Source organism: Streptomyces sp. NPDC053750 (assembly GCF_044544295.1).
Taxonomy (GTDB): domain Bacteria; phylum Actinomycetota; class Actinomycetes; order Streptomycetales; family Streptomycetaceae; genus Streptomyces.
Genome location: NZ_JBITXB010000004.1, coordinates 557,729 through 577,129, shown reverse-complemented (window position 1 = coordinate 577,129; position 19,401 = coordinate 557,729). Strand labels below are relative to the sequence as shown.

The window sequence follows — 19,401 nt, the reverse complement described above, 5'->3', positions numbered from 1 at the left end:
TCCCCTCACCTCTCGACCCGTATCCGCCGCGTCTCGCTCACCTGGTCGATCTCCGACACCCGGACCGTCGCCTTCATCGTCCAGGTGCCGGGGAGCGGGAGGGTGAGGGTGTTGGCGCTCCAGTAGCCGCCCCGGTCGACCAGGTCCGCGTCGATGGGGCCGACGTCGCGGTCGGGGAGAGTGAAGGAGAGGCGCAGTTCGGGCACGGCGGCCAGGCTGCCGTCGGGGCCGAAGACCACGGCCTGCACCGCGTTGTCGCCGGTGCGGCCGGGGTCCAGGGTGATCTGGACCGTGCCCCGGCCGGAGGTGCCGAGGTCGAACGGGATCGTGGTGACGGACGCGGGCAGCACCCCGCCCGCCGGCACGGCCCGGGCCGCCTCGTCCGCCGCCCGGCCGGGCGGCGTGCCGGTGAGCACGGTCGTGACCACCAGCACGACGGCCGCGACGACGGCTTCGACCAGCACGGACCGGTACAGACCCCGACGACGGTCCGCCCCGACGCCGGGCGGCGGCCCCGACGACCCCGAGGGCCCCGACGGCCCCGACGCGGACGGCTCCGACACTCGCGCCGACGGCCCGCCCACCGTCTCCGGCACCCGCTCCCGTACGACCGTCTCCTCGACCACCGCGACCGCCGCAGCCGCCTCGCCCCTCGCCAGGGCCGACGTCCACCGACGCGACACCGCGGCCGCCGCCAGCAGCACCGCCACCCCGGTCAGCTTGGCGAGCAGCAGCCGGCCGTACGACGTCTCCGTGAGCGCCGACCAGGATCCGAGGCCGCGCCAGGACTGGTAGACGCCGGTGGCGACCAGGACGGTCACGGAGGCGAGCGCGACCCGGGAGAAGCGGGCGACCGTGCCGGCGTCCGGGCAGCGGCGCAGGGTGGCGAGCAGGGCCACGAGCCCGCCGAGCCAGACCGCCGTGGCGAGCAGGTGCAGCACGGACGAGGTCATCGCGAGGGGCACCTGGATCCCGGCGGAGGCGTGCTCGGCACCGGCCCAGGTCAGGGCGAGACCGACGGCCAGGGCGGCCCCCGTCGCCCCCGCGAGCGGCGTCCGCTCCCGGTGACGGTCCGCGCGGGACATGTACACCAGGAAGAGCGCCACCGGCACCAGCAGCCCCAGCCTGACCAGCAGCAGCGCACCCGGCCGGGTCGTGAGGGTGCCGCCGAGGGCGTCGAAGTCCAGGGCCGTCGACGGCCCCGTCCCCGCCTCGTACGGGGCGCGCAGCACCAGCAGCGCGACGGTGGCCGCCAGCAGGGTCCACCAGCCCGTCACCAGCGGCCGGCGCAGCGGGGCGGGGTCCGGCGGGCGGCACAGGGCGACGAAGGCGGCCGTGCCGATGAGCAGGGCGGCGGCGAGATACGCGAGGTAGCGGGCGGTCTGGTGGAGGCCGGCGGTCAGCGGGTCCTCGGTGGGGCCGGTGTCCACGGGCGCGGCCGTCGCGGAGGCCTTGCCGACGGAGAAGGTGAAGGCGCCGGAGACCGGGTGGCTGTCGGCCGACACCACCCGCCAGGCCACGGTGTACGTGCCCTCGGCGAGCTCGTCCGGCAGCGCGACGCGGGCCGTGTCGGACCGTCCGTCGGCCCGCCCGGCCTCTCCCGTGGGCACGCGGTGGCCGCCGGGGTCGAGGACGCGGAAGGAGTCGTCGCGCAGGCCGACGGACTCGGTGAAGGTCAGGGTGACGTGGCCGGGAGCCCGCTGGAGGACGGCCTTGTCCCCGGGGTCGGTGGAGCGCAGGGCGGCATGGGCGGACGCCGGCCCCGCGCCGCCGAGGAGGAGCAGGACCAATACGGCACCGAGCAGCACCAGCCCCCGGACTCCCCGGCGCCCCCGGGAACCACCGAGCCGACCTCCAACGCCCGCACCGCCACCACACCACACGTCGCATCTCCGTCGTCGGGACCCACTGCCTCGGGGATACGTACGGACGGGGCCGCCGCCGCGCTCACCCGCGCGCCCGGCGGACCCTCACCACGACGGACGTGCCGTCACCCCGCCGTCCACCACGAGGTCGTGGCCGGTGACCCAGGACGCCAGCCGCGACGCCAAAAACACGCACGCGTCGCCCACGTCCTCCGGTCGCCCCAGCCGTCCCGTGGGCGCCGCCCGCCGCCACCGCCGTACGCCGTCCGGCCACGCCTCGGCGAGCCCTTCCCGGTCGACGAGGCCGGGCGAGACGGTGTTCACCCGCACGCCCCACGGCCCGTACTCCAGCGCCGCCGCACGGGCGTGCATCACGACCGCCGCCTTGGAGGCGCTGTAGTGCGCGTGGGCGGGGGCGGGGGCGCCCGCCTCGATGGAGGCGATGTGGGTGACCGTGCCGCCGCCCTCCTGGGCCCGCATGACCCGGGCCGCGGCCTGGGTGCACGCGAAGACGCCGGTGAGGTTGGTGTCCAGCACCGCCCGCCACTCGTCGGCCGTCATGCCGGGCAGCTCCCGCAGCGGCTGCACGCCCGCGTTGTTGACCAGCGCCGTCAGCCGTCCCCCGCCCCAGTCGGCGGCCTCCTCGACCAGGCGCCGACAGGCGTGCTCGTCGGTGAGGTCGGCCCGCAGGACCGTGGCCCGTCCGCCGCGCTCCCGGACCCGCGCGGCGACGTCCCGCGCCGCCTCCACCGCCGTACGGCAGTGCACCGCGACCGCCGCGCCCTCCTCGGCGAACCGCAGCGCGATCCCCCGGCCGATGCCGCCGCCCGCGCCCGTCACCAGCGCCACCTGACCGTCGAGCAGGTTCATGGGCGGCACAGTTCCACGATGCGCGCGGCCTCGTCCGGGTAGCGCGCCGTGAGGTCGGTCGCGTCGCCGTGCTCGTAGTCCCCGTAGGTGAATCCGGGCGCCATCGTGCACCCGAAGAGCGACCACGCGCCGCCCGCCGTGACCCGGCCGCCCATCCAGGTTCCGGCCGGGACGGTGAACTGCACGTGCTGTCCGCCCAGGACGTCCGGCCCCAGCACGGCCGTGCGCGCGCTGCCGTCGGGGGCGAGGAGCAGCAGCTCCAGCGGATCGCCGAGGTAGAAGTGCCAGACCTCGTCGGCGGGCAGGCGGTGCAGCGCGGAGAAGTCACCCGGGCGGGCGGTGAGCAGGGCGACGATGGCCGAGCCCTCGGGGCGCCCGTCGGGGCGCTGCGGACCCGCCCAGGTACGCCGGAACAGGCCGCCTTCTCGCGGGATGGGCTCCAGCCCGTAGTGCGCGACGAGGTCCTCTGGGGTCACCGAAGTCACCCGGGGAAGGCTACCTCCCGGCGGAGGAAGGCCAGTTGCGCCTTCTTCTCCGGCAGGTACACGTCCGGCAGGTCGACCTCCGGGAGCACGACCGCCGGCCCCGCGGTGAAGCCCTGCTTGAGGAAGCGGGCGATCGCCTTCTCGTTGGCCACGTCCGGATCGACCACGATCCGCGTCCGGTCCAGGCCCAGCAGGACGTACGCCACGAGGGCACCCGCCAGCGCGGCGGTCCAGCCGGGCCGCGCGCCGTCCGGCGCGGCGGGGGCCAGCAGCAGGTGGACGCCGATGTCGCCGGGCTCGACGGCGTAGCACTCGCTCACCCGGTCGGCCTCGGGGTCGTAGGTCTGGAACAGCGCGACCGGCTCGCCGTCCTTGACCACCAGGAAGGCGTGGTGGGTGTCGAGCGTGTCCATGTGGGCGTAGACGTCGGCGACCTGCTTCCGGGTCAGGCCGTCCATGCCCCAGAACGCGGCCCGTTCCTCGCTCACCCAGCCGTGGATCACCTCGGCGTCCGCGGCGGCGTCGAGGGGGAGGACGCGGACGGTGCCGAAGCCGTCGAGTTCCTGCTCGTGGACGGGGGTGCGGGAGGCGTACGGGTCAGACATCGGTTGCGTCGCTTTCCTTCGTGAGCCGGGCGAAGTCGGTGACCACCGGGGCGAGTTCCCCGTCGAGCCACAGGGGTTGCTGGTCGCGGTGGTGCGGCGTGCCGGGGACGCCGCAGGCGCCGTGGGGCACCACCCAGCGGCTGTTCCGACGGTCGGCCAGGTCCCAGACGTAGCGGGCGGCGGGGCCGCGGGCGGCGCGGTCGGTGAGGCCGGGCACGGCGGAGGTGCACAGCACGCAGTCGTGGTCGCCGGACAGGCCGGGTTCCGCCTCCTGCAACTCCCGGGATCGCTGGGAGGTGTCCGGCAGTGCCCGCCAGGGGGCGAGGCGGTGGGTGTCGCCCCAGGTGCCGGTGGGGGGCGCCGCGGCCACCTCCTCCAGCGCCGCGCGGACGGCACCGGCGCGGTCGATGCCGTACAGGTCCTCGGCGCGCAGCAGGTGTTCGAGGGCGAGGCCGAGGCGCGGGACGAGCGCGAGCCAGGGCAGGAAGACCTCCGGGTACGCGGGCGGGACGGCCGCCGCCGCGAACGCCGGGTGCGCCGCCAGCCGCCGTACGACCGCCCCGCGCACCGCCGCGTACGCCGCCGCGTCGGTGCTGCCGGCGTCCATCCGCCGGTCCCAGGCGAGGAGGCGGTCGCGGAGGGCGCCGGCCTCGGGGCTCAGGGCGTCGAGGCGGGCCAGGTGGTCGAGCAGGGGCCCGGCCGAGCCGAGGTGGGTGTCCATGTGGATGGCGGGCATGTCGGCGGCCGACCAGCGCTCCCTTCCGGCGAGCAGGGCGGCGATGCGGTCGGCGCGGTGCGGCGGGGCGAACTCGACGCCGAGCGGGGTGGCCGGGCCGCGCTGGTTGGCCATCACGGCGACGCCGTCGGTGAGGCCGGCGCGGGGCGGGGTGTGCCAGCCGGTCCACTCGTGGCCGGGCTCCCAGGCCGGCACCGGACGCAGTCCGTTGGCGGCGGCCCGCACCGGCACGCGCCCCGCGACCCGGTGCAGCAGCCCGCCCTCGGTGTCCGCGGCCTGCACCACGTTGACCGGCTCGGCCCACGCGTCCAATGCGCGGTCGACGTCGGCGACCCGGCGGGCCCGCAGCAGCGGCAGCAGGGCGCCGAAGCCGAGGTCGGCGGTGACGCGGGGCGGGTAGCGCAGGCTGAGCGCGGCCGGGGTGCCGTCGTCCAGGCCCTCGGGCCCGCCGGCGACCACCGGGCCCCGGTCGGTCTCGATGACCTCGACCTCGACGCTCTCCTCGCCCGCGACGTCGATGGTCTCGGTGTGCCGTGCGGCGCGGTGCCAGACGCCGTCGGGGCCGAGCGCCTCCACCCCGGCGCCGGTGCGGCGCAGTCGCTCGCGGTAGAGGTCCTGGTAGTCGGCCATGGCGTTGGTGATGGCCCAGGCGACCGTGCCGGTGTGGCCGAAGTGGGCGATGCCCGGGACGCCGGGCACGGCGAGGCCGACCACGTCGAACTCCGGGCAGGACAGGTGGATCTGCTGGTAGACGCCGGGGTCCTCGATGAAGCGGTGGGGGTCGCCCGCGATGACGGCGTGCCCGGTCACGGTCCGCTCGCCGCCCACCAGCCAGCCGTTGCTGCCGGCGGTGCCGGGTCCGTCGGCGGCGAAGAGGGCGGCGGCGCCCGGGCCGAGGTGCGCGGTGATGTGCTCGCGCCAGAGCTTGGCGGGGAAGCCGGCGAAGAGGATGTGCGTGCCGAGCCAGACGCCGAGCGGGGTCCAGGGTTCCCAGCGGCCGGGGGTGAGGCCGGTGCGCGCGAACTCGGGGGCGGGGTCGTCGTCTCCCCGCCCCTCGGCCAGCCCTTCGTTGACGCCGTCGACGTACGCCCGCACCCAGGCGGCCGTCTCCGGGTCCTTCTCCTCCAGGGCGGTGAAGCAGCGGCGGGCGGTGTCCGCGAGCCGGGCCCGGCGGGCGAGGCGGTCCCAGGGCAGGGCCTCGGGGCCGAGGAAGGACGCGGAGGTGCCCTGCGCGCGGTGGCGCTCGACCTCCAGCTGCCAGGCGCGGTCACGGGCGGTCACCCGGCCCTGGGCGCGGGCGAGTTCGGTCACGCCGTCCGCGCGCAGATGAGGGATCCCCCAGGCGTCCCGGTATGTCTCCGCGCTCACCCCTGTGCCTCTACTTTCCTTTAGGTTAGGCTCACCTAAGTCATATGCCGTGGCCGAATAGTACGTGAAGGGTGAAGAAACGATGGGGCAGGGGCGGGGTTGGGAGGGCGCGGTCCTCAAGCTGATGCGCGCGAAGGACTTCGAGTTCACCGTGACGGCCGCCGAGGACGTCACCCCGCACTTCCGGCGGCTGCGCCTGACCGACGGCGGCATGCTGGCGGTGACCGGCGTCCACCCCACGATGTGGGTGCGGCTGTGGTTCGACAACGCCGGCAAGCCGCACCAGCGGGGGTACACGCTGGTCGACCCGGACCCGGCCACCGGCACGTTCGGCATGGAGTTCGCCCTGCACGAGGGCTGCGCGAGCGACTGGGCCCGGGCGGCGAAGCCGGGCGACACCATCGAGGCGACGGTCCAGGGCACCGGCTTCCAGGCCCCGGAGCCGGCCCCCTCCCGCGTCTTCGCGGTCGCGGACCCGGCGTCCCTGCCCGCCCTCAACTCCCTTCTCGACGCGATGGGTCCGGTCCCCGCGACGATCTGGTTCGAGGTCGGCGCGGACGACGGCCTGCCGTTCCGCACCGACCCCGACCGCCACGAGCTCCGTACGGTGCCGCGCCGCGACGCCGGCGCCCACCTGGTCGCGCAGGTGAAGGCGGCCCTGCCGGAGCTGCTGCGCTCGACGCCCGAGCCGTACGTCTGGATCGCCTGCGACACGGCGACGACCCGGGCGCTGGCCTCGTACGCCCGTAAGGAGCTGGGGGTGCCCAAGCAGCGGGTGAACGCGCTGGGGTACTGGCGCGCGACGTGAGCCCGCACGCGCGATCATCGGGGCATGGACGTCACACTTCACCTCGCCCAGGACCCCGAGGCCGACGAGCTCCTCGGCCGCAGTCCGCTCGCCGCGCTGGTCGGCATGCTGCTGGACCAGCAAGTTCCCATGGAGTGGGCGTTCAAGGGCCCGTCGACCATCGCCCGGCGCATGGGCGCGGAGGACCTGGACGCCCACGACATCGCGGCCTACGACCCCGAGGCGTTCGCGGCCCTGCTCTCCGAGAAGCCGGCCGTGCACCGCTACCCCGGCTCGATGGCCGGCCGCGTCCAGCAGCTGTGCCGGTACCTCGTCGAGACCTACGACGGTGACGCCGAGGCCGTCTGGCGGGGCGTCGGCACCGGCAAGGAGCTGCTGAAGCGGCTGCAGGAACTGCCGGGCTTCGGCAAGCAGAAGGCCCAGATCTTCCTCGCCCTGCTCGGCAAGCAACTCGGCGTCCAGCCGGAGGGCTGGCGCGAGGCCGCCGGCGCCTACGGCGAACCCCGCTCCTTCCGCTCCGTCGCCGACATCACCGGCCCGGAGTCCCTGACCAAGGTCCGCGCCCACAAACAGGAAATGAAGGCAGCAGCAAAGGCAGCGAAGGCCTCCGGCAAGTAGACCGTCAGCACCGCTGCGGGCAGTCGTGCTGCTGAGCGGCACGGGTGGGCGGTGGGGGTCCCCCCCCCGCTCGAGCGGAGCCGAGAGTGGGGGAGCCACCCCGCAGCGCCGGGCCGCGTCACCCACCCCCGGCCCGCACCGACGCCGAGAACCGCGTAACGCCCGCACCCGCGCCCCCCGTCAGCCCCGTGGACCACCCCAGGTGGCGCAGTCGGCGGCCCCGCTCCCAGCATGGAGCATGACCGAGCCACCTAGCGGCTCCCCCGCAGGGCAGCCGTACGACGACCGCGGGGTGCACGCCCGGTACGGGACGCAGGCGCACCGGCACGAGCCGGAACCGCCCTTCGAGGGCCCCCTGCACCTCCTGTCCCGTGCCGCATGGCAGACCGTACTGCTCACCGGCATAGCCTCCCTGATCCTGGGCGTACTCGTCCTGGTCTGGCCGGGCGCCTCCCTCCGAGCCGCCGGCGTGCTCTTCGGCCTCTACCTCGTCGTCAGCGGCGTCCTCCAACTCGCCGCCGCCTTCGGCACCCACCGGACGACCTCGCTGCGCGTCCTCGCCTTCATCAGCGGCGCCGTGTCGATCCTGCTGGGCCTCTTCTGCTTCCGCGGCCCGTTGCAGTCGGTGCTGCTGCTCGCCCTGTGGATCGGCATCGGCTGGATGTTCCGCGGCATCACGGAGATCGTCGCCGCCGTCCACGACCCTGCGATGCCCGCCCGCGGCTGGCACATCCTCCTCGGCGCCGTCACCGTCGTCGCCGGCATCGTCCTGATCGTCTCCCCGGTCGAGTCGGCCACCGTCCTGATGCTGGTCGGCGGCTGGTGGCTGGTCGTCGTCGGCGTGGTCGAGATCGTCACCTCCGTGCGCCTGCGCGGACGTGCCCGGCAAGTCCCCCACACCCTGTGAACGGCGCCCGGCCCCACCCGGCCCGCCCCCACGCCGAGCGAACCGTCCCGTCCCGGCGCGACGGGCGGCGTACGCCCGGCGGGGGCACCACATGGCGGGGGCACGAACCGACATGAGCCCCGCACCGCCCGCCGCCCCCGTCCTCCGCGCCGCACGCGCGGGACGCCGCGGCGCGTGGCTGCGGGCCCTGGTCCTCCTGCTCGCCCTGCTCGTGCCCTGCACCCACGCGGCCGCCCAGGCCCCGCCCGCCACGGCGGTGACGAACGGCGGCGCGGGAGCCGGTGGCGCGGGCGGCACGGCAGGTGAACAGGACCACCTCGACACCGTCGCCCCCGCACCGGCCCGCGACGCCCGGCGCACCCTCGCGGCCCGGCCGGTGCCGTCCCCGGCAATCGTCCGCCACGCCCACGACGGCCGAACCCTCGCACCCTCCGCTCCGACGGAGCCCCCGCCGCCCTCGCGCTGTCCGCGTTCCATGGTCCTTCGCTGCTGACGGGACCCGGACCGGCCGTCCCCGCCGGTCCGCCTGCCCACCGCGCAACGCGCGGCCCCACAGGAACCGGAAATCCGGAATCCCGGATCACGGAACACGGAACAGGAACGAGGAAACAGCCATGTCCCACGACCCCTACGCCGTCCTGCGCGCCCTCCTGCGCGCCGAGGCCGCCCGCCGCACCCCCAAGCCCGACACCGGCAGGCCGCAGGCCCCGAGCGAACCCCGGATGCCCGCCCCGGACGGGAGGCGTGACTGACGGAAGGCCGTACGGCGGGGCCGGTCCCCACCGCCTCCGCCGTACCGACGACCGTTTTGCACCCGTTTGCGGCATCTTCCCGACGCCGCACTCCGGCGCCATGGCTGCGCCCGCGACGTCCGGGCCGGTAGGCTTTCCGTGTGATCTTCAAGCGCATCGGAAACGGCCGGCCGTATCCCGACCACGGCCGGGAGAGCACCCGGCAGTGGGCGGATGTCGCGCCGCGCCCGGTCCGCCTCGATCAGCTCGTGACGACCAAGGGTCAGCTCGACCTGGAGACGCTCCTCGCGGAGGACTCCACGTTCTACGGCGACCTCTTCGCGCACGTCGTGAAGTGGCAGGGCGACCTGTATCTCGAGGACGGCCTGCACCGCGCGGTGCGCGCGGCGCTGCAGCAGCGCCAGGTGCTGCACGCCCGGGTCCTCGAACTCGACTGACGGGGCCAGTGACGGCCCCGATTGCTCCCTTCGGGTGGGATTGCGCCCAGCCGCGGAACGTCGACTGATCATCTAATAGGCATCGCTGTTCCCGCGCACTACGCTGCGCTCATGAGCATGCTCACTCCCCCTGGCATGGGCGGCCAGTACAAGATCACGGGGGACAGGTACCCGCGGATGCGCCCGGCCCGGCGGCGCGGCCGGTTCGCGTTCGTCGCCGTCGCCTGCGCCACCGTCGTAGGGGTGGCCGGCTGGGGCACGCTCCAGCTCATCGACGTCTTCACCGGCGGCGACAAGGCCTCCGCGGCCGGCGCCGCGGCGGGGTGCCGGACCACCGGCGCGAGCGCCTCGCCCGCCGCCGTGGCCGTGCCGAAACCCGCGCAGGTCACCGTCAACGTACTCAACGCCACGACCCGTGGCGGCCTCGCCCAGAAGACCGCCGACGAGCTCAAGAAGCGCGGCTTCCGCATCGGCGACGTGAGCAACGCGCCCAAGGAGTTCGACAAGAAGGTCGGCGGCGCGGGCGTCCTGCTCGGCCCGGCCGCCTCCCTGAAGACCTCGCTGTCCGTCCTCGGCACCCAGCTCCCCGCCGCCGAACGCCGCACCGACGCGGCCCGCAAGGGCGCCACCGTCGACCTGATCATCGGCGACGGCTTCAAGGGACTGGCAAAGCCCGCGGACGCCGACGCGGCGCTGACCGCGCTGGCCGCGCCGCAGCCGACGCCCTCCGGGGAGAAGAAGAACTGCTGAGCGGCAGCAGCGGTACGGGACCGCCGTACCGCTGCGCCCCGGGGCGTACTACTCGGCCGCCCCGTACATCCGGTCGCCCGCGTCGCCGAGGCCCGGGACGATGTACCCCTGCTCATTGAGCCGCTCGTCGACCGAGGCCGTCACGACCGTCACCGGGGTGCCGGCCAGCTCGCGCTCCATGAGCTCGACGCCCTCGGGGGCGGCGAGCAGCACGACGGCCGTCACGTCGTCGGCACCGCGCTTGATCAGCTCCTGGATCGACGCGACCAGGGTGCCGCCGGTGGCCAGCATCGGGTCCAGGACGTACACCTGGCGCCCGGACAGGTCCTCGGGCATCCGGGTCGCGTACGTGGAGGCCTGCAGCGTCTCCTCGTTGCGGATCATGCCGAGGAAGCCCACCTCGGCGGTCGGCAGCAGCCGGACCATGCCGTCGAGCATGCCGAGACCGGCCCGCAGGATCGGCACCACCAGCGGGCGCGGGTGGGAGAGCTTGACGCCGGTGGTCGGGGAGACCGGCGTGTGGATGTCGACCTGTTCGGTGCGCACGTCGCGCGTGGCCTCGTAGGCGAGCAGGGTGACCAGCTCGTCGGCGAGACGGCGGAAGGTCGCGGAGTCGGTGCGCCGGTCGCGCAGGGTGGTGAGTTTGTGGGCGACCAGGGGGTGGTCGACGACGTGGAGACGCATGTCCACCACAGTAGCCGGGCGCCCGGACAGCCGCTTCACTCGCTCGGGGGCGTCAAACCGCCCGGCCGGGGGAAGGTGGGAGGGACCGACGCTGGGTGGTGAGACTGTGTCTGACCGGGACTTCCACGACGCGCCGTCCTCGGGCGAGGAGCCGGGGGCGGGGCGCGCATCGAAGCGGAGCGCGGAGCTGGAGGCCGAGCGCCGTCGCCGCCGGGCGCAGTTCCTGCGCGACCTGGCCGAGGCCCGGGAGCTACGGGACCGCGTCCAGCCCCGCCGCGCCAAGACCGCCCGCCTACGCCACGCCATGCGCATGCGCACCTTCCGCTGGTAGCCCCGGCCACCCGCCCGAACAGCCCCCACCCCTGTTCCGACGGCGGCCGCCCCCGGCATGACGGCGCCCCGCCCCCGGGCCCGCCCGAGGTCCGCCCCTGCCCCGACGGCCCTACGCCCCCACCCGACGGCCTCCCCGCCCCGCCCGACCGGGATCCGTCCCGGCCCGATGGGGCCCCGGCCCTGACCCGACCGGGGGTGATCGTGCGCCGCGCCGATGTTGTGGGCGCGGGGGCGCGCGGGTGTCGTGGGAATCCGCGTACGATCCGCGAGTGGCCGCAACAAACGCGCTGTCGGGTGACGGTCCGGGTGCGTGCTCCCGACTCCCGGGCAAAACTGCCGGACACAGGGCGCCGAAGACGTCCCCTGAGTGCCTTGTTTCTGCCACGATTCCGAGTGGGTGGGGCTCGGAGCGCCGCTCCCCCACCCACTACCTCCGCCGGGGGGATCCCCAACCGGCACGCCTATGACCAGTGGGAGAGTCACGGTGTACTTCGCCGCACTGCTCGCGCGCACCGAAGACGGGTGGGAAGCGAGCGACACGGAGCTCGACGATGTGGAGACCCTGTCGGATCTGGCCGACCTGGCCCGGGAAGCCTCTCCCGACGAGGACACGGTGCTCGTGCTGATCGAGCAGGAGGACGCGTGGTTCGGAGTCGTCCGGGTGGACGGCGAGGACGACCCCCGCATCTACGTCTCGGACGCCGCTGCTGCCGCCCGCAGCAGTTACGGCGAGATCCTGCTCACCGACGAACTGCTCGGCCGGGAACCCGGTGACGACGACGACCTCGACGCCCTGGACCTCGACGGCACGGAGGACGGCGAATCCGACGACGACGACGATGCCGACGACGGCGACGCGGCCGCGGGCTCCGGTGAGTCCACCGTGCCGCACGGCCCGGTCGGCGACCCGGAGATCCTCGACGACCTCGGCCTGAGCGAGAAGGAGCTGCGCTCGATGTCCGGGGACGCGGTCGGCGAGATCGCCGAGGCCCTGGGCGCCTCCGACGTGCTGGAGACCGTCCGCTGACCGCGCCGACCGAGCAGGGCCGGGGCGAGGACCCCGCGGACCGCTCCGTACCGCCCGACCCGGTGCGCGACCCGTGGCGGGCCGCGATGCGGCTCGCCCTGGCCGAGGCCGGGCGGGCCGCGCGGGGCGGGGACGTCCCCGTCGGCGCCGTCGTGCTCGCACCGGACGGACGGACCGTGCTGGCCGCCGGGCACAACGAACGCGAGGCCACCGGCGACCCCACCGCGCACGCCGAGGTCCTCGCCATCCGGCGGGCCGCCCAGAAGCTCGGCGAGTGGCGGCTGTCCGGCTGCACACTCGTCGTCACCCTGGAGCCGTGCACCATGTGCGCGGGCGCGCTCGTGCAGTCCCGCGTGGACCGTGTCGTCTACGGCGCCCGCGACGACAAGGCGGGCGCGACCGGCTCCCTGTGGGACGTGGTGCGCGACCGGCGGCTCAACCACCGGCCCGAGGTCATCGAGGGCGTGCTCGCCGGGGACTGCTCCCGGCTGCTCACGGACTTCTTCCGCGACCGCTGACACCGTGCCGCCCCGCACCGGCCGCGGGCGCCCGTTATCGATTTCAAACCACGCCGCACTGTGCTGTAAGGTCTCTCTCGGTAGCGTGTCCGAGCGGCCGAAGGAGCTCGCCTCGAAAGCGAGTGTGGCGCAAGTCACCGAGGGTTCAAATCCCTCCGCTACCGCTCTTGAAGGGCCCCGTCGAAAGACGGGGCCCTTCGTGCGATCATGAGCGACCGAAGGCGTGCTCGAAGGGACAGGGGAGGCCGCGGTGGCGGTGAACTCGAAGAAGATCGCCGTCTATGCGCTCGTGGTCTTCGTGCTGTATGTGATCATCACGGACCCGGCGAAGGCCGCCGACTACGTGCAGATAGGTTTCCAGGGCATATCCGATGCGGCGAGCGCCGTCGGCGACTTCATGACCTGGGCCGCCAACGGAGGAAAGTGATGATCCGCCACCTGGTGCTGTTCAAGCTGAACGAGGGCGTGGAGCGCGACGACCCGCGCGTCGTGGAGGGCGTCGAGGCCTTCCGGTCCCTGGGGGACCGGATCGACGAGCTGCGCTTCTGGGAGTGCGCCTGGAACATCAGCGACCGGCCCATCGCCTACGACTTCGCCATCAACTCGGCCGTGGACGACACCGACGCCCTCAAGCGCTACCTCGAGCACCCTGCGCACCAGGCGGGCGTCGCCCTCTGGCGCGAGTTCGCCACCTGGGTGATCGCCGACTACGAGTTCTAGTACGGCCGCCCGTCCGGCCCAGTGCGTTCCGGCCCCGCACCCGTCCCCTCGGGTGCGGGGCCGCCTCGCGTTCACGCCCGCTCACCCCCGCGTTCACTCAACACGACGTTATGCGGTGCTTGCACACAGTGCACATGTCTTGTGATGCTATGACCGCTTTTGACGGTGAGTTGACGGAAGAGCGACGGATCACGAGGTGGAGTTGACCGTGCCGGCCAGTACTGCGCCTCAAGCACCGCCCGCACCGCCCGCCCAGGCCAAGGAGTCGCCCGCGCCGGAATCCACGCCGCAGCGCAGCCGGGGCGCGGACACCCGGGCCCTGACCCAGCTGCTCTTCGGCGAGCTGAAGGGACTGACGCCGGGCACGCCGGAGCACGACCGGGTCCGCGCGGCGCTCATCGAGGCCAACCTCCCGCTGGTGCGCTACGCCGCCGCCCGCTTCCGCTCCCGCAACGAGCCGATGGAGGACGTCGTCCAGGTCGGCACCATCGGGCTCATCAACGCCATCGACCGCTTCGACCCGGAGCGGGGCGTGCAGTTCCCCACCTTCGCCATGCCGACCGTCGTCGGCGAGATCAAGCGGTACTTCCGCGACAACGTCCGCACGGTGCACGTACCGCGCCGGCTGCACGAGCTCTGGGTCCAGGTCAACAGCGCGACCGAGGACCTGACCACCGCCTTCGGGCGCTCCCCGACGACCGCCGAGATCGCCGAGCGGCTGCGCATCACCGAGGAGGAGGTGCTGTCCTGCATCGAGGCGGGACGGTCGTACCACGCCACCTCGCTGGAGGCCGCCCAGGAGGGCGACGGGCTGCCCGGGCTGCTCGACCGGCTCGGCTACGAGGACCCCGCCCTCGACGGGGTCGAGCACCGCGACCTCGTCCGGCACCTGCTCGTCCAGCTCCCGGAACGGGAGCAGCGCATCCTGCTGCTGCGCTACTACAGCAATCTCACCCAGTCCCAGATCAGCGCGGAGCTCGGCGTCTCCCAGATGCACGTCTCGCGGCTGCTGGCGCGCAGTTTCCAGCGCTTGAGGTCCGCCAACCGGATCGACGCGTAGCCTCGACACGGGCTCGACGGGGAGTCGAAAGCCCGAGCGAGATGTCACCGGGGCGAGCGAATCGCTCACCAGGGCCGTTGCGGACCCAATGGGACTGAAAGGCCGTCAGACCCCCTGTTTCCAGGGGGTATTCGCGTCTTGCATGTCGACATGTCACTACAGCGCGTTGCCGACATGTGACATTCTGCCGGAGACGCGTTTGCCGGGGCTCCGGCGCCGGTATTCAGGTGAAGGCTGCGTTCCCGCCGTGGGAGCGCCCGCCACGACCGTCCCGCGACCCAAAGGGGGTGGCATGTCCGCAGACCAGGGCAGCTCGAAGGTGCTCGCGCTCGCGGAGAGCGAGACCGCGCCCGACGCGCTCGAGGCGCTCGGCCCCATCGACGACGTCCCGGCCGCCGAAGCCGTTCCGGCTCTCGACTCCGCCGGGACCGTCGATGCCGTTCCGACCCTCGACGCCGTGCCGGCCCAGGCCCTTCCGGCAACGGGGGCCATCGACACCCGCACCCTGTCCCGCTCCCTGTTCCTGCGGCTCGCCGCCCTCGACGCGGACAGCCCCGAGCGTGCCTACGTCCGGGACACCCTGATCGAGCTCAACCTCCCGCTGGTGCGCTACGCCGCCGCCCGCTTCCGCTCGCGCAACGAGCCGATGGAGGACATCGTCCAGGTCGGCACCATCGGCCTGATCAAGGCCATCGACCGCTTCGACTGCGAACGGGGCGTGGAGTTCCCGACCTTCGCGATGCCGACCGTGGTCGGTGAGATCAAGCGGTTCTTCCGGGACACCTCGTGGTCGGTGCGCGTCCCGCGCCGCCTCCAGGAGCTGCGCCTGGCCCTGACGAAGGCGAGCGACGAGCTCTCCCAGAAGCTGGACCGCTCCCCGACGGTCGGCGAGCTGGCCGCCGTGCTGGGCGTGTCCGAGGAGGACGTCGTCGACGGCCTCGCGGTCGGCAACGCCTACACCGCCTCCTCGCTGGACTCCCCGGCCCCGGAGGACGACGGCGGCGAGGGCTCGCTGGCCGACCGCCTGGGCTACGAGGACACGGCGCTGGAGGGCGTGGAGTACCGCGAGTCCCTCAAGCCGCTGCTGGCCAAGCTGCCGCCCCGGGAGCGGCGGATCATCATGCTGCGCTTCTTCGCCAACATGACCCAGTCGCAGATCGGCGAGGAGGTCGGCATCTCGCAGATGCACGTCTCCCGGCTGCTGACCCGCACCCTGTCGCAGCTGCGCGAGGGCCTCATCTCCGACTGAGCCCTCCGCCACCGCACGACCGTGCACGACCGCCGCGACCCTCCGGGGCCGCGGCGGTCGCCGTCGTACGAATGAGTGCCGATTCTACTTCAGCGCCAGCCAGGCCACGGCCGCGACGACCACCACGGCGGCCACGATGCCGACGATCAGGCCGATGCGGGGCCCGGAGGAGGCGGCGGGGGCCGCCTGCCGGGACTGGGGGGCGCCCTCGTCGACGAACGCGCGGAACATCTGGGTGCTGCCTGCGGGGTCGTAATTGCCCTGGGGGCCCTGGTTGTCAGCCATGGCCGAGACCCTAGCGAATCCGTGGGTGCGGCCCAAGTGCGGGGCTCCCCCGCCACTTTGACGGCGCTCCCCGCCCGCCACCTGCGCGTTTACTTTCGCAATACTTGCCTTTGCCAACTTTTTGGTCCCCGATGACCGTTTTTATTTGCCTGTAGCAACCAACGGAACCTATGGTTGCCCTAAGCAACGAAAACGGGAGGTGCGCATGGCCGAGAAGGCTCAGTACGAGGAGCTGATCCGCCAGTTCAGCGCCTTCGGCGCCGTGAAGCGGGAGATGGGACGGCTGCTGCCGTCCGACTGCCCCGGCGGATCCGCCGCCGTACTGACCCTGCTCGGCCGTCACGGGGACATGCGCATCAGCAAGCTCGCGGAGCTGCTGGCCGTGGACATGTCGGTGACCAGCCGCCATGTCACCCATGTCGCCGAACGGGGCTGGATCGAACGCTCCCCCGACCCCGCGGACAAGCGCTCGCGCATCCTGCGCCTGACGCCCCGGGGCCAGGACCGGCTCGACGAGATCGCCGAGCGGACCACCCAGCTGCTCGCCCACCGGCTGAGCGACTGGACCGACGACGAGGTCGGTCAGCTCTCCCGGCTCATGGCCCGCCTCAGGGCCAGCTTCGACGACTGCCGGAGCCCCGCGGCCCGGCCCCCCGCACCGACCGGGGACGAACAGTCCCCTCGTGAACCACTCGTACACCCCGTACACCCGTGATCACCACGTAAGCAAAGGAAGTCCATGGCAACGACCACACCAGCCGGTGTGCGGGCTCATGCCAAGCACGGGGGAGGCTCCTCGGGAGACGCTCCGATGACGCACCGGCAGATCATGGAGGCGCTGTCCGGGCTGCTGCTCGGCATGTTCGCCGCCATCCTGTCCTCGACCATCGTCACCAACGCCCTGCCCGAGATCATCGCCGACCTCGGCGGCGGCCAGAGCGCCTACACCTGGGTCGTCACCGCCTCGCTGCTGGCGATGACCGCCTCCACCCCCCTGTGGGGCAAGCTCGCCGACCTGGTCAGCAAGAAGGCCCTGGTCCAGATAGCCCTCTGCGTCTACGTCCTCGGCTCCGTCGTGGCCGGCCTGGCGCAGAACCCGGCGATGCTGATCAGCGCGCGTGTCATCCAGGGTCTGGGCGCCGGCGGTCTGTCCGCCCTGGCCCAGATCATCATGGCCGCGATGATCTCCCCGCGTGAGCGCGGGCGCTACTCCGGCTACCTCGGCGCGACCTTCGCGGTCGCCACCGTCGGCGGTCCGCTGCTCGGCGGCGTCATCACCGACACCAGCTGGCTCGGCTGGCGCTGGTGCCTCTACGTCGGTGTGCCCTTCGCGATCATCGCGCTGGTCGTGCTCCAGAAGACGCTGCACCTGCCGGTGGTCAAGCGCAAGGTCAAGGTCGACTGGGCCGGTGCCTTCTTCGTCACCGCGGCCGTCTGCCTGCTGCTGGTCTGGGTCACCTTCGCCGACGACAAGTACGCCTGGATGTCCTGGCAGACCGGTGTCATGGTCGGCGGCGCGATCCTCCTGACCCTGATCTTCTGCTTCGTCGAGACCAAGGCCAGCGAGCCGATCATCCCGCTGCGCCTGTTCCGGAACCGCACCATCACCCTGGCCTCGCTGGCCTCGCTGTTCGTCGGTATCGCGATGTTCGCGGGCACCGTCTACTTCAGCCAGTACTTCCAGCTGGCCCGGGACAAGTCCCCGACCATGTCGGGCGTCATGACCATCCCGATGATCGGCGGCCTGTTCGTCTCGTCCACGGTCTCCGGCATGATCATCACCAAGACCGGCAAGTGGAAGGGCTGGCTGCTGGCCGGCGGCGTGCTGCTGACGGCGGGCCTGGGCCTGCTCGGCACCATGCGCTACGACACCCCCTACTGGCACATCGCGATCTTCATGGCGCTGATGGGTCTCGGCGTCGGCATGATGATGCAGAACCTGGTGCTCTGCACGCAGAACCAGGTGGCCCCGAGCGACCTGGGTGCCGCGTCCTCCGTGGTCACCTTCTTCCGGTCCCTCGGCGGTGCGGTGGGCGTCTCGGTGCTCGGCTCCGTGATGTCCTCCCGGATCAGCCACTACGCCTCGGACACCATCGGCTCGCTCAGCCCGCAGGAGCAGGCCGCGGCCGCCAAGGCCTCCGGCAGCGGCTCGATCCCCGACATGGATCTGCTGCCCCCGGGCATCCGCGAGTGGCTGGAGAGCGCCTACGGGCACGGCATCGCCGACATCTTCCTGTACGTCGCGCCGATCGCCCTGATCGCCTTCCTGGTCACCCTGTTCATCAAGGAGGTCCCGCTGCGTACCACCGGCGCCCTCGCCCAGGCCGCGGAGGCCACCGCCGAGGCCGCCTCCCCGGTCGCCCCGGCCCCGGCCGAGGCCGTCCGGACCGCCCCCGAGCCGGTCCCGGCCGGTGCGCTCGCGGCCCCGTCCGTCGCCGACTCCGGCGCACGGACCGCCCCGCAGCCGCTCGCCGCGGTCGCGTCGGCGGCCGGCTCCGGTGAGCCGGTGGCACCGGTCTCCGGCGGCATCCCGGTCCGCGGCTTCGTCCGCGGCGCCGAGTCCGCGCCGGTCCCGCAGGCCGCGGTCACGCTGATCTCGCTGGCGGGCCGGCAGCTGGGCCGCTCGGTCGCCCAGGCCGACGGCTCCTACGCCCTCGACGCGCCGAGCGCGGGGTCGTACGTCCTGATCGCCTCCGCCGACGGCTTCCAGCCGCAGGCCTCGACGATCGTGGTGAACGACGAGCCGGTCGCCTACGACGTGCTGCTCAGCGGCACCAGCGGGCTGACCGGTCTGGTCCGGGCCGTGGAGAACGGGCTGCCGGTCAAGGACGCGATGGTGATCGTGACCGATGTGCGCGGGGACCTGCTGGCCACCGCAGCCACCGGTGACCAGGGCGAGTTCTCCTTCGCCGAACTGGTGCCGGGCACGGTGACCGTCGCCGTCAACGCCGTCGGGTACCGGCCGCGCGCCCTGCCCGTCGAGGTGGGCGGCACCGGCATCACCCGCGTCGAGGTCGACCTCCAGGCCGGCGCCGAGGTCCAGGGCGTCGTGCGGGCGCCGCACGGTCCGCTGGCCGACGCCCGCGTCACGCTGGTCGACGCGGCCGGCAACGTGATCGGCACCGCCACCACCGGTGCGGACGGCGCGTACGCCTTCACCGACCTGGACGCCGGTGAGTACACGGTCATCGCGACCGGTTACCCGCCGGTGGCGACCGCCCTGACGGTCACCGGCCAGGGTGCCGACGGCCACGACATCGAGCTCGCCCACCCCGGCGAGTAGCGAAACCCCGGCCCGTGGTGGCGTGCGCGCTCTGAGCGGAG

At 73.4% G+C, this 19,401-nt stretch carries 23 protein-coding genes and 1 tRNA gene; 17 read left to right on the top strand and 7 right to left on the bottom strand.

Translation table 11 applies throughout. The features are described from left to right. Nucleotides 1-5: 5 nt before the first annotated feature. From ACIGO6_RS15395 to ACIGO6_RS15375, 5 genes are all read right to left on the bottom strand, one after another. Nucleotides 6-1,808, bottom strand: coding sequence for a copper resistance protein CopC (locus ACIGO6_RS15395; RefSeq protein ID WP_399875731.1), 1,803 nt, complete (start codon nt 1,806-1,808; stop codon nt 6-8). Between the two features lie 162 nt (nt 1,809-1,970). Next, nucleotides 1,971-2,735, bottom strand: coding sequence for an SDR family NAD(P)-dependent oxidoreductase (locus ACIGO6_RS15390; RefSeq protein WP_399875729.1), 765 nt, complete (start codon nt 2,733-2,735; stop codon nt 1,971-1,973). Then, nucleotides 2,732-3,211, bottom strand: coding sequence for a cupin domain-containing protein (locus ACIGO6_RS15385; RefSeq protein ID WP_399875876.1), 480 nt, complete (start codon nt 3,209-3,211; stop codon nt 2,732-2,734). The genes ACIGO6_RS15390 and ACIGO6_RS15385 overlap by 4 nt, the downstream gene beginning before the upstream one ends. Before the next feature lie 5 nt (nt 3,212-3,216). Then, the gene (locus ACIGO6_RS15380; protein ID WP_399875727.1) at nt 3,217-3,825 is read right to left on the bottom strand and encodes a GNAT family N-acetyltransferase; all 609 of its coding nucleotides are present in this window, start codon (nt 3,823-3,825) and stop codon (nt 3,217-3,219) included. Next, nucleotides 3,818-5,929, bottom strand: coding sequence for a penicillin acylase family protein (locus tag ACIGO6_RS15375; RefSeq protein WP_399875725.1), 2,112 nt, complete (start codon nt 5,927-5,929; stop codon nt 3,818-3,820). Before ACIGO6_RS15375 ends, ACIGO6_RS15380 begins: the two co-directional genes overlap by 8 nt. An 82-nt stretch (nt 5,930-6,011) precedes the next feature. Between ACIGO6_RS15375 and ACIGO6_RS15370 the strand changes: the two genes are divergently transcribed. The 7 genes from ACIGO6_RS15370 to ACIGO6_RS15340 all read left to right on the top strand — a co-directional run bounded on the left by ACIGO6_RS15370 (nt 6,012) and on the right by ACIGO6_RS15340 (nt 10,201). After that, the gene (locus ACIGO6_RS15370; protein WP_399875723.1) at nt 6,012-6,737 is read left to right on the top strand and encodes a siderophore-interacting protein; all 726 of its coding nucleotides are present in this window, start codon (nt 6,012-6,014) and stop codon (nt 6,735-6,737) included. A 24-nt stretch (nt 6,738-6,761) separates the two neighbouring features. Then, nucleotides 6,762-7,355: an HhH-GPD-type base excision DNA repair protein gene (locus tag ACIGO6_RS15365; RefSeq protein WP_399875722.1), complete on the top strand. Its 594-nt coding sequence runs from the start codon at nt 6,762-6,764 to the stop codon at nt 7,353-7,355. A 238-nt stretch (nt 7,356-7,593) separates the two neighbouring features. Further along, on the top strand, nt 7,594-8,262 hold the full coding sequence (locus tag ACIGO6_RS15360; protein ID WP_399875720.1) for an HdeD family acid-resistance protein: 669 nt from the start codon (nt 7,594-7,596) through the stop codon (nt 8,260-8,262). A 112-nt stretch (nt 8,263-8,374) separates the two neighbouring features. Further along, nucleotides 8,375-8,755, top strand: coding sequence for a hypothetical protein (locus tag ACIGO6_RS15355; protein WP_399875718.1), 381 nt, complete (start codon nt 8,375-8,377; stop codon nt 8,753-8,755). 121 nt (nt 8,756-8,876) lie between these two features. Beyond that, entirely contained in the window at nt 8,877-9,014 is a 138-nt protein-coding gene (locus tag ACIGO6_RS15350) for a hypothetical protein (protein WP_399875717.1), read from the top strand. Nucleotides 9,015-9,154: 140 nt separating this feature from the next. Beyond that, nucleotides 9,155-9,451 carry a type II toxin-antitoxin system VapB family antitoxin gene (locus ACIGO6_RS15345; RefSeq protein WP_003999914.1) on the top strand — a complete coding sequence of 99 codons (297 nt, stop codon included), beginning with the start codon at nt 9,155-9,157 and terminating at the stop codon, nt 9,449-9,451. A gap of 135 nt (nt 9,452-9,586) precedes the next feature. After that, on the top strand, nt 9,587-10,201 hold the full coding sequence (locus ACIGO6_RS15340; protein ID WP_399875874.1) for a LytR C-terminal domain-containing protein: 615 nt from the start codon (nt 9,587-9,589) through the stop codon (nt 10,199-10,201). A 48-nt stretch (nt 10,202-10,249) separates the two neighbouring features. Here ACIGO6_RS15340 and upp read toward each other — a convergent pair whose 3' ends face one another. Next, the gene (upp, locus tag ACIGO6_RS15335; protein WP_399875715.1) at nt 10,250-10,885 is read right to left on the bottom strand and encodes a uracil phosphoribosyltransferase; all 636 of its coding nucleotides are present in this window, start codon (nt 10,883-10,885) and stop codon (nt 10,250-10,252) included. Nucleotides 10,886-10,991: 106 nt separating this feature from the next. On the opposite strand from upp, the gene ACIGO6_RS15330 reads away from it, so the two are divergent. The 8 genes from ACIGO6_RS15330 to ACIGO6_RS15295 all read left to right on the top strand — a co-directional run bounded on the left by ACIGO6_RS15330 (nt 10,992) and on the right by ACIGO6_RS15295 (nt 15,792). Further along, complete coding sequence (locus tag ACIGO6_RS15330) at nt 10,992-11,216, top strand: hypothetical protein (protein ID WP_399875713.1); 225 nt, start codon at nt 10,992-10,994, stop codon at nt 11,214-11,216. Nucleotides 11,217-11,702: 486 nt separating this feature from the next. Further along, nucleotides 11,703-12,245, top strand: a complete 543-nt coding sequence (locus ACIGO6_RS15325; RefSeq protein ID WP_399875872.1) for a hypothetical protein — start codon at nt 11,703-11,705, stop codon at nt 12,243-12,245. 86 nt (nt 12,246-12,331) lie between these two features. After that, the gene (gene tadA, locus ACIGO6_RS15320; protein WP_399875870.1) at nt 12,332-12,763 is read left to right on the top strand and encodes a tRNA adenosine(34) deaminase TadA; all 432 of its coding nucleotides are present in this window, start codon (nt 12,332-12,334) and stop codon (nt 12,761-12,763) included. Nucleotides 12,764-12,842: 79 nt separating this feature from the next. Further along, nucleotides 12,843-12,927, top strand: a tRNA-Ser gene (locus ACIGO6_RS15315). 59 nt (nt 12,928-12,986) lie between these two features. Next, a complete protein-coding gene (locus ACIGO6_RS15310) occupies nt 12,987-13,190 on the top strand; it encodes a hypothetical protein (RefSeq protein WP_399875884.1) in 204 nt (67 codons plus the stop codon). Then, complete coding sequence (locus tag ACIGO6_RS15305) at nt 13,190-13,483, top strand: Dabb family protein (RefSeq protein WP_399875711.1); 294 nt, start codon at nt 13,190-13,192, stop codon at nt 13,481-13,483. The genes ACIGO6_RS15310 and ACIGO6_RS15305 overlap by 1 nt, the downstream gene beginning before the upstream one ends. A gap of 208 nt (nt 13,484-13,691) precedes the next feature. Further along, nucleotides 13,692-14,543: an RNA polymerase sigma factor SigF gene (locus ACIGO6_RS15300; RefSeq protein WP_399875709.1), complete on the top strand. Its 852-nt coding sequence runs from the start codon at nt 13,692-13,694 to the stop codon at nt 14,541-14,543. Between the two features lie 292 nt (nt 14,544-14,835). Then, nucleotides 14,836-15,792, top strand: a complete 957-nt coding sequence (locus ACIGO6_RS15295; RefSeq protein ID WP_399875707.1) for an RNA polymerase sigma factor SigF — start codon at nt 14,836-14,838, stop codon at nt 15,790-15,792. A gap of 84 nt (nt 15,793-15,876) precedes the next feature. Here the strand turns inward: ACIGO6_RS15295 and ACIGO6_RS15290 are convergent, their stop codons facing one another. Beyond that, nucleotides 15,877-16,077 carry a hypothetical protein gene (locus ACIGO6_RS15290; RefSeq protein ID WP_399875705.1) on the bottom strand — a complete coding sequence of 67 codons (201 nt, stop codon included), beginning with the start codon at nt 16,075-16,077 and terminating at the stop codon, nt 15,877-15,879. Nucleotides 16,078-16,282: 205 nt separating this feature from the next. On the opposite strand from ACIGO6_RS15290, the gene ACIGO6_RS15285 reads away from it, so the two are divergent. Further along, nucleotides 16,283-16,792 (top strand): MarR family winged helix-turn-helix transcriptional regulator, encoded by a 510-nt coding sequence (locus tag ACIGO6_RS15285; protein ID WP_399875703.1) that lies wholly within the window; start codon nt 16,283-16,285, stop codon nt 16,790-16,792. A 24-nt stretch (nt 16,793-16,816) separates the two neighbouring features. Then, nucleotides 16,817-19,360 (top strand): MFS transporter, encoded by a 2,544-nt coding sequence (locus ACIGO6_RS15280; RefSeq protein ID WP_399875702.1) that lies wholly within the window; start codon nt 16,817-16,819, stop codon nt 19,358-19,360. The last annotated feature ends 41 nt before the right edge of the window (nt 19,361-19,401 follow it).

Bases quoted from the DNA above. Each gene is read 5' to 3' on its own strand.
- ACIGO6_RS15390 (WP_399875729.1), bottom strand. From the start codon at position 2,735: ATGAACCTGCTCGACGGTCAGGTGGCGCTGGTGACGGGCGCGGGCGGC.
- ACIGO6_RS15380 (WP_399875727.1), bottom strand. From the start codon at position 3,825: ATGTCTGACCCGTACGCCTCCCGCACCCCCGTCCACGAGCAGGAACTC.
- ACIGO6_RS15370 (WP_399875723.1), top strand. From the start codon at position 6,012: ATGGGGCAGGGGCGGGGTTGGGAGGGCGCGGTCCTCAAGCTGATGCGC.
- ACIGO6_RS15365 (WP_399875722.1), top strand. From the start codon at position 6,762: ATGGACGTCACACTTCACCTCGCCCAGGACCCCGAGGCCGACGAGCTC.
- ACIGO6_RS15360 (WP_399875720.1), top strand. From the start codon at position 7,594: ATGACCGAGCCACCTAGCGGCTCCCCCGCAGGGCAGCCGTACGACGAC.
- ACIGO6_RS15355 (WP_399875718.1), top strand. From the start codon at position 8,375: ATGAGCCCCGCACCGCCCGCCGCCCCCGTCCTCCGCGCCGCACGCGCG.
- ACIGO6_RS15350 (WP_399875717.1), top strand. From the start codon at position 8,877: ATGTCCCACGACCCCTACGCCGTCCTGCGCGCCCTCCTGCGCGCCGAG.
- ACIGO6_RS15340 (WP_399875874.1), top strand. From the start codon at position 9,587: ATGGGCGGCCAGTACAAGATCACGGGGGACAGGTACCCGCGGATGCGC.
- upp (WP_399875715.1), bottom strand. From the start codon at position 10,885: ATGCGTCTCCACGTCGTCGACCACCCCCTGGTCGCCCACAAACTCACC.
- tadA (WP_399875870.1), top strand. From the start codon at position 12,332: ATGCGGCTCGCCCTGGCCGAGGCCGGGCGGGCCGCGCGGGGCGGGGAC.
- ACIGO6_RS15305 (WP_399875711.1), top strand. From the start codon at position 13,190: ATGATCCGCCACCTGGTGCTGTTCAAGCTGAACGAGGGCGTGGAGCGC.
- ACIGO6_RS15295 (WP_399875707.1), top strand. From the start codon at position 14,836: ATGTCCGCAGACCAGGGCAGCTCGAAGGTGCTCGCGCTCGCGGAGAGC.
- ACIGO6_RS15290 (WP_399875705.1), bottom strand. From the start codon at position 16,077: ATGGCTGACAACCAGGGCCCCCAGGGCAATTACGACCCCGCAGGCAGC.
- ACIGO6_RS15285 (WP_399875703.1), top strand. From the start codon at position 16,283: ATGGCCGAGAAGGCTCAGTACGAGGAGCTGATCCGCCAGTTCAGCGCC.
- ACIGO6_RS15280 (WP_399875702.1), top strand. From the start codon at position 16,817: ATGGCAACGACCACACCAGCCGGTGTGCGGGCTCATGCCAAGCACGGG.